The 13,196-nt window shown below is 61.7% G+C and carries 13 protein-coding genes; 9 read left to right on the top strand and 4 right to left on the bottom strand.

Features of this window, described 5'->3' with window-relative positions; all coding sequences use genetic code 11:
- Positions 1–5 precede the first annotated feature (5 nt).
- Genes JNB71_RS09755 through JNB71_RS09745 form a run of 3 tightly spaced genes read left to right on the top strand, consistent with a single transcriptional unit; the run spans position 6 to position 2,732 of the window.
- Positions 6–731, top strand: a complete 726-nt coding sequence (locus JNB71_RS09755) for an ABC transporter permease (protein ID WP_220371621.1) — start codon at positions 6–8, stop codon at positions 729–731.
- Positions 728–1,561, top strand: a complete 834-nt coding sequence (locus JNB71_RS09750) for an ABC transporter permease (RefSeq protein WP_220371620.1) — start codon at positions 728–730, stop codon at positions 1,559–1,561. The genes JNB71_RS09755 and JNB71_RS09750 overlap by 4 nt, the downstream gene beginning before the upstream one ends.
- Before the next feature lies 1 nt (position 1,562).
- Positions 1,563–2,732 (top strand): M20 aminoacylase family protein, encoded by a 1,170-nt coding sequence (locus tag JNB71_RS09745; protein ID WP_220371619.1) that lies wholly within the window; start codon positions 1,563–1,565, stop codon positions 2,730–2,732.
- A 98-nt stretch (positions 2,733–2,830) separates the two neighbouring features.
- Here JNB71_RS09745 and JNB71_RS09740 read toward each other — a convergent pair whose 3' ends face one another.
- Positions 2,831–3,397 (bottom strand): transglutaminase-like cysteine peptidase, encoded by a 567-nt coding sequence (locus JNB71_RS09740; RefSeq protein WP_220371618.1) that lies wholly within the window; start codon positions 3,395–3,397, stop codon positions 2,831–2,833.
- 462 nt (positions 3,398–3,859) lie between these two features.
- On the opposite strand from JNB71_RS09740, the gene JNB71_RS09735 reads away from it, so the two are divergent.
- From JNB71_RS09735 to JNB71_RS09710, 6 genes are all read left to right on the top strand, one after another.
- On the top strand, positions 3,860–5,290 hold the full coding sequence (locus tag JNB71_RS09735) for a cytochrome ubiquinol oxidase subunit I (protein ID WP_220371617.1): 1,431 nt from the start codon (positions 3,860–3,862) through the stop codon (positions 5,288–5,290).
- Positions 5,280–6,284, top strand: a complete 1,005-nt coding sequence (gene cydB, locus JNB71_RS09730) for a cytochrome d ubiquinol oxidase subunit II (protein ID WP_220371616.1) — start codon at positions 5,280–5,282, stop codon at positions 6,282–6,284. The genes JNB71_RS09735 and cydB overlap by 11 nt, the downstream gene beginning before the upstream one ends.
- Before the next feature lie 313 nt (positions 6,285–6,597).
- Entirely contained in the window at positions 6,598–7,725 is a 1,128-nt protein-coding gene (locus tag JNB71_RS09725) for a hypothetical protein (RefSeq protein ID WP_220371615.1), read from the top strand.
- Complete coding sequence (locus JNB71_RS09720) at positions 7,722–8,873, top strand: DegT/DnrJ/EryC1/StrS family aminotransferase (protein ID WP_220371614.1); 1,152 nt, start codon at positions 7,722–7,724, stop codon at positions 8,871–8,873. The genes JNB71_RS09725 and JNB71_RS09720 overlap by 4 nt, the downstream gene beginning before the upstream one ends.
- Positions 8,874–8,946: 73 nt before the next feature.
- Positions 8,947–9,699, top strand: coding sequence for a cephalosporin hydroxylase family protein (locus tag JNB71_RS09715; RefSeq protein WP_220371613.1), 753 nt, complete (start codon positions 8,947–8,949; stop codon positions 9,697–9,699).
- Positions 9,684–10,232, top strand: coding sequence for a GNAT family N-acetyltransferase (locus JNB71_RS09710; RefSeq protein WP_220371612.1), 549 nt, complete (start codon positions 9,684–9,686; stop codon positions 10,230–10,232). Before JNB71_RS09715 ends, JNB71_RS09710 begins: the two co-directional genes overlap by 16 nt.
- A 52-nt stretch (positions 10,233–10,284) precedes the next feature.
- On the opposite strand, the gene JNB71_RS09705 is transcribed toward JNB71_RS09710, so the two are convergent.
- From JNB71_RS09705 to JNB71_RS09695, 3 genes are all read right to left on the bottom strand, one after another.
- Positions 10,285–11,001, bottom strand: coding sequence for a WbqC family protein (locus tag JNB71_RS09705; protein ID WP_222857235.1), 717 nt, complete (start codon positions 10,999–11,001; stop codon positions 10,285–10,287).
- Positions 11,002–11,118: 117 nt separating this feature from the next.
- Positions 11,119–12,276: a class I SAM-dependent methyltransferase gene (locus JNB71_RS09700; protein WP_220371610.1), complete on the bottom strand. Its 1,158-nt coding sequence runs from the start codon at positions 12,274–12,276 to the stop codon at positions 11,119–11,121.
- A complete protein-coding gene (locus JNB71_RS09695; protein ID WP_223215810.1) occupies positions 12,273–13,133 on the bottom strand; it encodes a phytanoyl-CoA dioxygenase family protein in 861 nt (286 codons plus the stop codon). Before JNB71_RS09695 ends, JNB71_RS09700 begins: the two co-directional genes overlap by 4 nt.
- Positions 13,134–13,196: the final 63 nt, after the last annotated feature.

Raw genomic sequence — 13,196 nt, 5'->3', positions numbered from 1 at the left:
GGTCAATGGCAGCCGATTCAATCATCAACTGGGGCCTTCTCGCGCTCGCGCCGCCCGGCTGGGGCGGTGTACTCCTCAACGGCTTGGTGAATTCCGTCCAGATTGCCATCGGCGGCTATGCCTTTGGCCTTCTGCTCGGCGTCGGCGGCGCCTTCGGCAAGCTTTACGGCGGCCCGATCCTGCGCGACTTGATGGAATGCTACACGACGATCGTGCGGGCCGTTCCCGAGCTTGTTCTCATCCTCCTGCTTTACTACGCCGGCACCGACGCTCTCAACCACGTGCTCAACCTGGTCGGCATCGGCACCGTCGATATCAGCGGCCTCGCAGCCGGCATCTTCGTCATCGGCGTCGTTCAGGGCGCCTACTCCACCGAAGTCCTGCGCGGGGCCATCAAGGCCGTGCCGGCCGGACAGATCGAGGCCGCCCGCGCCTACGGCATGTCGCCGTTCAAGGTCATGACCCGCGTCACCCTGCCGGCCATGCTGCCCTATGCGATCCCCGGTCTTTCCAATCTCTGGCTGATCGCCACCAAGGACACCGCCCTGCTTGCCGTCGTCGGCTTCTCCGAACTGACGCTCGTGACCCGGCAGGCAGCAGGCGCGACAAAGGCGTATATCCTGTTCTTCTGCGCCGCCGGCGCTCTCTATCTGGCGCTGACACTTTTCTCGAATGTCTTGATAAGAATCATCGAGCGTCACTCCCGGCGTGGTTTCGTGGAGCAGTCATGACCAACACGACCGACGTCACGACGCACGCGATGGCGATCACGCCGGAAGACCTGCCGACCGCCGGCAGCTTCTTCAAGCCGCACCGCATCGTGCTTCTCGTCATTGCCGCTGCCCTCGTTTTCTGCGTCGTCTGGTTCATGCGCTGGGACTGGCTGCCGCAATATCTGCCGCGGCTCGGCCATGGCATTGTCGTCACCCTCGCCATGCTGTTCAGCACTTCGATCCTCGGCTTCCTGCTCGCCGTGCCGCTCGGGCTCGTGCAGGTGACCGGTCCCTGGCCATTGAAGACGCTGGCCAGCGGCTTCTGCACGATCATTCGAGGCACGCCGCTGCTTCTGCAGCTCTGGCTCCTCTATTACGGCCTCGGCTCGCTGTTCCCGCAGTTTCCGGCGATCCGCCATTCCTTCCTCTGGCCCTACCTGCGTGAATCCTGGCCCTACGGCGTCGCCGCCCTGACGATCTCGTTTGCGGCTTACGAAGGCGAAGTCATGCGGGGCGCCTTTGCCGGAGTGCCCGCCGGCGAGCTTGAAGCCGCCCGTGCCTACGGCATGAGCCGCTGGACGCTTTTTCGCCGTATCTGGCTGCCACGCGCCATCCACCGCGCCCTGCCGACGCTGAACGGCGAGACCGTATTGCAGTTGAAGGCGACTCCGCTCGTTGCTACCATCACGGTCATCGACGTCTATGCTGTCATCTCCAAGGTGCGGCAGGACACCTACATCACCTATGAGCCGCTTCTGCTTCTTGCGCTGATCTACATGTGCTTGACCGGCATTCTCGTCATAGCTTTCCGCTATCTCGAAAATCGAATCCCAACCCGTGGTGCCTGACATGACCCTCAACGTGAACCTAACCAACTCCATGCCGGATCTGGTCGCCATCCGTCACGATCTGCACGCCCACCCGGAACTTGGCCTGGAGGAAGTTCGCACCTCGAATTTCGTCGCGACCTGCCTGGAGGGTCTCGGCTACACTGTCACGCGCGGCCTTGCCAAGACCGGACTGGTTGCCACGCTTAAGAACGGCGCCAGCAACCGATCGATCGGTATCCGCGCGGATATGGACGCCCTGCCGATCTTCGAGGAAACCGGGCTCGAATACGCATCGAAAACGCCCGGTCTCATGCATGCCTGCGGCCATGACGGGCACACGACCATGCTGCTTGGCGCTGCGCGCGCCATTGCGGAACGCAGGAATTTCGACGGCACCGTGCATCTCATCTTCCAGCCAGCCGAGGAGAATTTCGGCGGCGCCAAGCTGATGATGGATGACGGCCTGTTTGAAAAATTCCCCTGCGATGCCGTCTTCGCGCTTCACAACGACCCCGGCCTGCCCTTCGGCCACTTGGCTTTCCGCGCAGGCCCGGTCATGGCGGCCGTCGACGAATGCAAGATCACGGTTCACGGCCGCGGCGGCCACGGCGCCGAACCGCAGGACACCGCCGACCCGATCGTCTGCGGCGCCTCGATCGTCATGGCGCTGCAATCGATCGTCTCGCGCAATATCCACCCGATGGACCCCTCCGTCGTCACCGTCGGTTCCTTCCATAGCGGCTCGGCCAGCAACATCATTCCCGCACGCGCCGAGATCGTCATCGGCATCCGCTCGTTTGAGCCGAAGGTTCGCGATGAACTGGAACGCCGCATCCGCCTCATCGCCGAAAACCAGGCAACGAGCTTCGGCATGACCGCGACAGTCGATTACCTGCGCAGCTACGACGCGACGATCAACCACAAGGCAGAGACCGAGTTCGTCCGTGACCTTGCCCTGCGCTTCGCCGGTGCCGACAAGGTTATCGAGCTCCCCCGCCCCTACATGGGCAGCGAGGACTTCGCCTACATGCTGCAGGCAAGACCGGGCAGCTATTTCTACCTCGGCTCGGCGACATCGGACAACGAAAGGCCGCTGCATCACCCAGCCTATAATTTCAACGACGACCTGCTGCCGATCGGCGCCGCCTTCTGGACCGAACTGGCAGAAGCCTATCTCACCCGCACATAGACGAAAAAGGCCGCAGGAAGGGACATTCCTGCGGCAAGTCGGGACAGTCTTGGGCAATAGTCAGGATCGAAGCTGCTGCTTCCTAAGTGCGGCACCGATCAGTCGAACAAGCGAACCGAACGCAACGCGGCGAAGCTGTAGCCGGTGTCGCGGCGTTTCAGGACCGACGCCTGGCGGTGATCGAGAACGAACTCGCCGCTCGATGTCGAAACGACCAGCACGGAATGGCTGCGACCTTGCGAAGTCGTGACACTGGCGAGGCGCATGGCGCCTGCCGGCAGGCCGGCACGGATCAGCTGGCTGCGCTTCATCATCGCATGATCGTCGCCGGCGCCCGGCAGCGGATAGAACGAAAGAAATTCGCGGCGCGCGCGGATATCCGGCATGGCGCGGTTGACGGTCCGGTTGACCGAAGCCAGCACCGTGCGCAGCTTGCTCGTATAAGCAACGACGTTGCGGCCCGAGGTGCGGCAGTCATTGCCGTATAGCAGGCAGAAAAGCTGGTTGGAAAGCGTTGTCCGCTCGCTGAACTCGATGGTGCGCACCGGCATGGAAGCGCTGATGGAGCGAGCGGCGGAGGAAATGCTCATGGCCTGCGACGGCGTGGCAGCCGTTGCGGCAATGCCGATCGACATGACGATCGCGATGGAGATTCCTTTCAGCATGACCCTGTCCCTGGTTTTGTCCGTTCGTCTGTCCCTGTCCGGACGGCGTCGGTTCTCTGTGCCGGATTCATTCCGGCGACGGGGAAGCGCTTCATGCAGCGGAACCGTTTGGCCGGTTTCGTTCTCCGATAGGACTAACATAGGGATGACAGTTTGCGGGCCGCTTAAGCCGACAGCTACAATTTTACGCAACTCGCATTTTTAAGAAAATCAGATTCAAAACACGCGTGTAGTTGATGAAAATGTGAACCATCGCCCCTGCAGGTAACCGGAGGCAACTATGCCGCAGGCGAAAGATTGTCGCAGTGTGACACTGTGGTTGCAGCCTCGTCATTGACCTTTCGCACCGCTGCCGCAGATTATGTCTCAAGGGTTCAGGCGCCGCGCATATCCGCCAGGCCGGGGACAGGCGGGGCCGGGCCGAGAGACAAGAGACGGCGGCCACCTCGAAAGGATTGTGCTGTGTTCGAAAGCTTTGACGCGACGTTGCTCGCCCGGGTCCAGTTTGCCTTCACCGTATCGTTTCACATCATCTTCCCGGCCTTCTCCATCGGCCTTGCGAGCTATCTCGCGGTGCTCGAAGCGTTGTGGCTGTGGAAGAAGGACCAGGTCTACATGGACCTGTTCAATTTCTGGAAGACGATCTTCGCAGTCGCCTTCGGCATGGGCGTCGTCTCGGGCATCGTCATGTCCTACCAGTTCGGCACCAACTGGAGCGTCTTTTCGGACAAGGCAGGACCCGTCATCGGGCCCTTGATGGGCTATGAGGTGCTGACCGCCTTCTTCCTCGAAGCCGGCTTCCTCGGCGTGATGCTCTTCGGCCTGCACCGGGTCGGTCCAAGACTGCATTTCCTTGCCACCTTCATGGTCGCCTTTGGCACACTGATCTCCGCGACCTGGATCCTTGCGGTGAACTCGTGGATGCAGACGCCTGCAGGCTTCGGCATGAACGAGGCCGGGCAGTTCATTCCGGTCGACTGGTGGAAGGTCATCTTCAACCCGTCCTTCCCATACCGCCTCGTCCACATGGTGCTTGCCGCCTATCTCACCACGGCCTTCGTCGTCGGCGCGGTCGGGGCCTGGCACCTCCTCAAAAACACCGCACCCCGCCGCTCGCGCACCATGTTCTCGATGGCCATGTGGATGGCGACGATCGTCGCCCCGGTCCAGATTCTCGCCGGTGACTTCCATGGCCTCAACACGCTGGAACACCAGCCAGCCAAGGTGATGGCGATGGAAGGCCACTATCAGAGCCATCCGGACGGCGCGCCGCTGATCCTGTTCGGCCTGCCCAATTCGGCCGAGAAGCGGGTCGATTATGCGATCGAGATCCCCAAGCTCTCCAGCCTGATCCTGAAACACGACCTGAATGCGCCCCTTTCCGGCCTCGACACCATCCCGGAAAACCTCCATCCGCCGGTCGCCGTGATCTTCTGGTCCTTCCGCGTCATGGTCGGCCTCGGTTTCGCGATGCTCGGCATCGGCCTCTGGAGCCTGTGGTGTCGGTACAAAGGCACTCTCGACAGCAGCGACGGGCTGCATCGCGCCGCCGTCTTTATGGGTCCTGCCGGTTTCGTTGCCGTGCTCGCCGGCTGGATCACCACCGAGGTCGGCCGCCAGCCCTATACGATCTATGGCCAGATGCTGACGGCCAATTCGATCTCGCCGATCGCAGCACCCGCCGTCGCCGCCTCGCTGATCGCCTTCATCATCGTCTACTTCCTTGTCTTCGGTGCCGGCACCTTCTACATCCTGCGGCTGATGAAGCGCCTGCCGCGCGATCCGATGCCCGATCTCGAAGACGGGCCAATCAGGACTTCAGGCATAATGCCCGGCCCCGCTGCCGGCGCACATGCTGGAAGTGCGCATAGGAGCACCCATCATGGCCATTGATCTTCCGTTCATCTGGGCTGCCATCATCGCCTTTGCCGTGCTCGCCTATGTGATCCTCGACGGCTTCGATCTCGGTATCGGCATCCTCTTTCCGTTCTTCCCCGAAAAGCGCGACCGCGACGTGATGATGAATTCCGTCGCTCCCGTCTGGGATGGCAACGAGACCTGGCTGGTGCTGGGCGGCGGTGGCCTGCTGGCGGTCTTTCCGCTGGCCTATTCGATCATCCTGCCGGCGCTCTACGCACCGATCATCGCCATGCTGCTCGGCCTGATCTTCCGCGGCGTCGCCTTCGAATATCGCTGGCGCACCAAGCGCGGCGAATTCCTGTGGAACTGGGCCTTTGCCGGCGGTTCGGCGCTCGCGGCCTTCTCGCAAGGCATCGCGCTGGGCGCGCTCGTTCAGGGCATCCCTGTCGTCAACCGCGCCTATGCCGGCAGCTGGTGGGACTGGCTGACGCCGTTTTCCATCGCCACCGGCTTCGCAATCCTGATCGGCTATGCCCTGCTCGGCTCGACCTGGCTGATCATGAAGACCACCGGCGCCCTTGCCGAAAAGGCCCGCAGGATTGCGCTGCGCACCTGCTTTGCCACCATCGCTGCAATGGGCATCGTCAGCCTCTGGACGCCGTTCCTCAAGCCGCAATATCTGGAGCGCTGGTTCGGCTGGCCGACGGCCTTATTCAGCGTCATCGTGCCGGCTCTGGTGCTGGGATGCTTCGCTCTGCTCGTTACGGGCATCCGCGGCAAGCGTGACGCCCAACCGTTCCTTGCAGCACTCGGCCTGTTCGTGCTCGGTTACGCCGGCATCGGCATCAGCTTCTATCCCTTCATGGTGCCGCCGTCGGTCACCATCTGGGATGCGGCGGCGCCCGCCGCGAGCCTTTTATTCCTGCTCGTTGGCGCCCTCGTACTGGTGCCGATCATCCTGATCTATACTGTCTATGCCTATTGGGTCTTTCGCGGAAAGGTCGATCCCGAGGAGGGTTACCACTGATGACCGAGAACGGCCTGCGAAAAAAACTGCTGTGGTTCGTCGGCCTCTGGCTGCTCGGCGTCGCCACGGTCAGCATCGTCGGCTTCGCCATCAAGCTCACGCTCGGCGCGTGAGGCGACGCGCCAACTGCAAAGCCTCGCTCAAGTTTCCTGCGCTACCTCTCGATCACACGTCGGCAGGCAATGGCTTCCAGCGGGGGACAGGACCGCACCCTCCTCCGCGCAGAAGTTACTTGCCTGCTGATGTGACCATTTCCGGATTGGCTGCTCGCGGTGGCAGTCCGGCAAGGACCGCGACAGGCACGAGGCAAGCCATGACCAAACTCTCGATCTGCATCCCCGTGGAAACCGCCGCGCAGGATGCCCTGCCGCTCGTGACCGCCATTCTGGAAAATCGTGGCGCGGACATTGAAATCGTCCTGGCAAAACCGGCGGGGATCGCGCTCTCCGATGCGCTTCTCGGCGCGGTGTCCAGCGACAGACGCGTCAGGATCGCCGATACGGGTCGGGAAACGACCCGCCAGCTTCTGTGGCGCCACGCGGTGGCTGCGACGGCGGGCGACTGGGTGACGTTGGTCAATCCCGGCGATATGCTCGAAAGCGACCTGTCCGCCGTGGTCACCTTTCTCGAAACAAGCTCGCCGGGCACGGATGCTCTTGCCTGGAACGCTTTTCAGATCGATCCCCATGCGGAACCGGGCAAGGCAAGCTCGGTCGCGATCCCGACAAGCTATCACATCAGTACTTTCGACAAGACGGCAATGCTGAAGGCTTTCTTCACCTGGGAAGGCAGCCTGAACAGCCCGAAGATGCCGTTCGGCCTCTTTCACGCCGCCATTCGTCGCTCGCTGGTGGATACCATCCTGCAGCAGCCCGAACCGCAGGACTGGTCCACGCCGGTGCCGCAATATGAATGGGCTGCAAAAGTCCTGCTGTTTGCCAACGAACTGGCCTTCAGCGCCAGGCCGATGTCGGTGATCAGCACGACGCCTTTCATCCCTCAGCCTCCGCTGCACCCCTGGAACTTCCCGTTCCATGCCGGCCTTGGCCTCACCGCTGCCGTCGCCGAAGCCCAGTTCCATGTGTTGCGCGAACTCGGCAGCCCTTGGACCGGCGGCGGCCAGGCTTTCGTGCGGGCACTGGTGATCGATTGTATGATGGAGACCGACCGGGCTTCCTACACGAACAAGGGCAATGCCTATTTCGCTGCGCTGACGGAATTCGAGGGCGGCCATCTGGCGCCGCTCTTTCGTCCGGAATTCCACGAGGCGCGGGCAAAGGATACACGGCGCGGCCTGCATAATGGCGCGCTGCTGATTGACCGCTTCGTTGGCGGAGCCCAGACACCGGCCGAATTCTACGCGATCGCCAGGAAGATGATGGCTCCCGTCGGCCTGATCTGCGGTGGCGCTTTGCGCGACAAAGACGGCAAAGCTGCATGAGCACGAAGAAACCGAGAATTTGCTACACGAAGCCCTCGATAACCGAGCTTGAGGTCGCCTACGCTGCCGACGCAGCCGCCAACGGCTGGGGCGATCGCTGCTATGACTATATCGTCCGGTTCGAAGACGGCTTTCGCAAGCATCTCGCCGTCAACCACGCGATCGCCACGTCGAGTTGCACCGGTGCCATGCATATGGGCCTTGCAGCTCTCGGCATCGGCCCGGGGGACCAGGTGATCCTCGCCGACACCAACTGGATCGCCACCGCAGCACCCCTCGTTCATCTCGGCGCAACGCCGGTTTTCGTCGATATCCTGGCCGACAGCTGGTGTATCGATCCGGCAGATGCCGAACGCCATATCACGCCCAAGACCAAGGCGATCATCGCTACACATATCTACGGCAACCTCTGTGACATGGAGCGCCTGCTCGATATCGGCCGCCGCCATGGCATCCCGATCATCGAGGATGCCGCCGAAGCGATCGGCTCGGTCTGGCACGATCGCCGCGCCGGATCGATGGGCCTGTTCGGCACCTTCTCGTTTCACGGCACCAAGACGCTGACGACCGGCGAAGGCGGCATGTTCGTCACCAGCGACGCCGATCTGTTCGAAAGGGTCCTGACGCTCAGCAATCACGGCAGGGCCCGTGGCCAGATAAAGCAGTTCTGGCCCGACGAAGTCGGCTTCAAGTACAAGATGTCCAACATCCAGGCCGCTCTCGGCTGCGGCCAACTGGAGCGCATCGAAGGCCTCATTGCCCGCAAGCGGGAAATCCTGGCAAGCTATGCCGGCAAGCTCGCGGCCTGTCACGGCATCAGCCTGAACCCCGAGGAAGCGGGCACTGTGAACGGTGCCTGGATGCCGACCGCGGTCTTCGACCGCGACATGGGCATTACCCGCGAAATGCTGCGGCAGGCTTTCAGCGAAGCCGATATCGACGCCCGAGTCTTCTTCCATCCGCTATCCAGCCTGCCGATGTTCGCCGAAAAACGCGGTAACCGGAACGCCTGGGACATCCCGGAACGCGCCATCAATCTGCCGAGCTATCACGATATGACCGACGAGGAAATCGGCCGCGTGACCGACGTCATCCTCGGCTTAATCGAAAGTCATGCCGGTGAACCAATCCTGGCGAAATCCGCTTGAAACAAAGGCGTATCGCTCGCCGCCTTCCGCGGCGTTAGACAGTTATTTTTGAAAGACAAAGGCGCTAAATCACATGCCAGTCAAAGACGATCGCCAGGAATTCGAAGCGCACAAGCAGGAAATGTGCCTGGCGCTTGGCAGGGACGACGACGCCTTTCGCCAGTCCGTCGAGACCGTCGTTGCGCTCGACAAATACGACTATTCCTATCTCTGGTCGTTTCTCGGCGTGCCGATCATCCAGATGCCGGCCGACGTCATGGCGACGCAGGAAGTCATCTGGGCAGCGAAACCGGACGTCATCATCGAAACCGGCGTTGCACGCGGCGGCTCGATGATCATGATGGCGGCCATGCTGAAGCTGATCGGCAAGGGCAAGGTGATCGGCGTCGATATCGATATCCGCGCCCATAATCGCGAGGCGATCGAAACACACCCGATGTCGCCCTTGATCGAACTGATCGAAGGTCCGTCAACCGCAGCAGAAACGCTTGCCAAAGTGAAGGCTTCTATTCCCGCCGGCGGCTCCGTCATGGTCGTTCTCGACAGCGATCACAGCCGCGATCACGTGCTCGACGAACTGCGCCATTACGGCCCGCTGGTGACCGAGGGCCAGTTCCTGGTCGTTGCCGACACACTGCTCGGGCGTGTGGAAGCGGCGCAAACACCGACGAAGCGCTCCAAGATCTGGCATCCTGGTGACGAGCCACTCACCGCATTGAATACGTATCTTGGAGAAACCGATCGCTTCCAGCCCGATGATGTCATCAATGGCAAGCTTGTCCTCTCCAGTTCCCCCGGGGGATATGTCCGGTGCATCCGCAAATGATCGGCTTTCCCGCAGCTGGCGAGGCATCTATCGTCCTTCGCCAGCCGCAGGACACCGATTTCGATGTCCTCGCCGACATTCGCCGCGATGCGGCGATCCAGGACATGCTGATGGCTATACCGGACGCGACCGACGACGCGGCGGTGAAAAGCTGGATCGAACGGCGGCGCAACGACGGGGCATTCCGGATTGTCGCTGATGCCACGACCCGGGAAGCGCTCGGTTTTGTTCAAATCAGCCAGATACACCGCCGCAATCGTCACGGCTATGGTGGGCTTGCCCTGCTGAATAGCGCCCGTGGACACGGGCGCGGCCATGCCGCCGTAGCACTACTGACGAGACTTGCCTGCGAAGAGCTGATGCTGGCAAAGCTACTTCTGGAAGTCCGCAAAGACAATCTCGTTGCACTCAAGGTCTATCACGCAGCCGGATTTCGGGTCGTCGGTACGCTGGAAGATCATTTTCGGGATCGCGACGGCAACGCCCATGACGTGCTGCTACTGGAGAGGCTCCTGACAGAAGCGCGCCCTTAGCGGGCTGCTTGTTGTGCTCCGAGGTTCTCCGACAATCACCGCGATCCCTGATTTAGCGGGTGAATTCCTTCCAGCCGATCGTTCCCGAACGAATCATCGCGGCTCCTGCGGCGCCACAATTGGCGACGAGGTCGAGAGCGGTGACGTACGGGGTGAAATCGCCGTGCAGTTGCGGATAGGGGGTGCACTCGTAGCCCATGTATTCGACGGAAATGCCTTTGTCCTCGAACAGCGTGTGATTGAGATAGTTCCTCGCACCATGGCCTGTGATGTAGACCGTGCCTTCCAGATGCGAAACGATTTCGCAGACACGCTCGCTGCTTGAGCCCGGAACGGGCAAAGAGGTCGAACAGACGAAAGTTGGACGATCGAGGCCGAAATAGGCGGCCAGCGCGAGCATGGACTGGCGCGAGATATCGGCGACCGTTGCCGCTGCCTGGGTAAACACGCGGTCCACCAGCGCCAGCATTTCGTCGCGGAAGGGCGCCTTCAGATAGGCTTGTCGCAGGATTTCCCGGTGCTTGCCGCGCCAGTCGGTCCTGTCGTCCAGCATGACCTCGTCAATACGCTGGCCGAGATGGTAGTCGCGCAGCGGCAGCGTCATCCAGTTGACGCCGTTGACACTCTTGACCTGGACCCGGTTGCTGAAGCTGCCCTTGGAATATTGCACGTCGTCGTAATGCACAAAGACGTCCGCGAGCCGGATCTGCTCAAGCAGCCCCACCCAGGGAAAATACATCGACTGTGAGATAACGATGTTCCGGCTCATGACCCGTTCAAGTATTGCCAAAGGCCGCGCAAGCACCGCCACCGGCGCCTCTGTGCGGACATTAGAAGAATCGAAACTACAGGCGGAGCCTTTCCCGAGGCTGGCTACTGCCTGTCGTCAGCCCTCGATCCAGACGAGTTCCAGTCCGGGTCGGTGCAGCGCGGCCTGCCCGGCAATTGCCGCGCGAGCCTTCAGCGGATTGAGCCCGACGAAGACGACATCGACGTCTTCATCGAGATTGGCCGGTGAAAGGACAGGGCGATTGAAAAGCGTCGATCCCTGCAGTTTCGGGTTCTGGTCGAGAAAGACCCTGAAGTCGACATCCGCCTCGATCCGGCTGCAGATCCAGCTGCCGTAGAAACCCGAGCCGTAGACTGCCGCGCGCTTGCCGGAAAACTGCTTGGCCGCACCGTCGAGCCTGTTGGTCGCCTGCTTCCAGAAGGCGCAGATCTCCTTGGCCTTGGCGGCCGCTGCCGTTGCTTCCCAGCGATCTTCCTCGATCACCACCGGCACTTCGGACCGCATGGCAACCGCGAAGAACGCGCCGGGAAACGCCGTACTGTCGATCGTCTCCAGCGCAAACCCCGACGAGGCAAGTGCGCGCTTCAGCGATGCGGTGCTAAAATGATTGAGGTGATCGGCGACAGTCATGTCGCCGGGATTTGCGGCAACATCCGGCATCGAGAGAAGAACGCGGCCGCCCGGTGCCAGAAGCGCGTGCAGCGTCTTCAGAAAGGCAACCGGCTCGGCGACATGTTCGATGACGAAATGGCTGATAATGGCGTCGAACCGACCGGCCCAAGCCTCCGGCACGGTATAGGTCGCCTGATCTTCGCCCGTGACCCAGCCATCCCACGCCGGCACATAGTCCCGGCTGACATCGAAGACATGAGGATGCAGGTCCGGCCGTGCCGTGCACATCTTGCGCAGCGTCGTGGCCTTGCCGGCACCATAGTCGAGAATCGAGGCGCCTTGCGGCAGGTCCAGCAGGCGCAGGCCGATGGCGGCCTGATGGTCGGTGCGGTAGATCGGGCTGCCGTCCGCCGCCACGGCAAAAATCTGGTCGTGGTCATCAGATTCCAGCGAAATCCGGTAGGTCGTATCGTAGAAGGTCTCGATATCGGGCAGGTCAGCGCATTGCGCGTGGCCGCAATCGTCACAGACGAAAACCAGTGTGGGGATATCGATGAAGGCCATCATCGAGGTCAGCGCCGGCGCCGAGGCTTCATAGGCGACTTTACCGAGCGGCGATGCGCAGACACGGCAGGTCGTCATGCCTCGACCTCGCCATCCGTTACCAGTTCAGGCAGCACCTTGCTGAAATCGACGCCAGCGGCAAAGGAGCCGACCCAGCCGATGCGGGTGCCGAGCGGATCGGCGAAATTGAAGTAACGGAACTGGACGCTCCAGCGCGGCATCGCCGAAACATTGTGCCCGCCCTGATGCATGGTAAGGAAATCCATGAGGATCAGGTCGCCCGGCTGGGTGAGCGGCGCCACCGTCTCGTATTTCGCCAGCCGCGCATCGCATTTGTCCATGAAAAGCGCATAGGCACCGGTCTTGCCAAGGCCCGCATCGTCGCGATAGACCGGGATCAGCCCCTCGGCATGAGACCCCTCCGCAATCTGCACCGGCCCCATGTCCGGCGTCACCGGCAAAAGCGGGGTCCAGAAGACGATGCCGTCGAGGCTGCGAAGCTGGCTTGGAAACTCCTGGTGCCACTGGGCTCGGAACTTTTCCTCGCCCGGATTGTCGATGCGGATGCCGTAGCCGCCGGCGGCAATGCCGGGGATAGAGCCGGGCCGCATGTGCTGGAACACCGTCTGGTTCACCGTCTTGGTGACAAGCTGCATGAAGGCCGGGATCTGCTTGACGGCATCATAGACCTCGCCGCCCCAGGCACGGTTCCTGGCGATCAGCGCCGGATAGGCCTTGGTCATTGCATTCCAGGACGTGTCCGTCGGGGCATCGACATTATATTTGCGGCACATCAGTTCCAGGATGACGCGGATGCCTTCCTGGATCGGTGCGACGTCGCGCTGCGCATCGTAGAACTGCGGCAGCATCGTGTAGCCCTTGGTGATGAAATCTTCCTTCGCCGAAGCGGGAATGAGTACTTCATTCTGCATCATGCATTGCATCCTTTTCGCTGTCGGTACCGGGTCTGCCGTGGAGCGGGACTTTCCGCAAATCTC

The organism is Rhizobium herbae (assembly GCF_019511375.1).
Classification (GTDB): Bacteria; Pseudomonadota; Alphaproteobacteria; order Rhizobiales; family Rhizobiaceae; genus Pararhizobium; species Pararhizobium herbae_A.
Note: the sequence above shows the minus strand (reverse complement) of the source record. Positions and strands in the feature narration are given on the sequence as shown.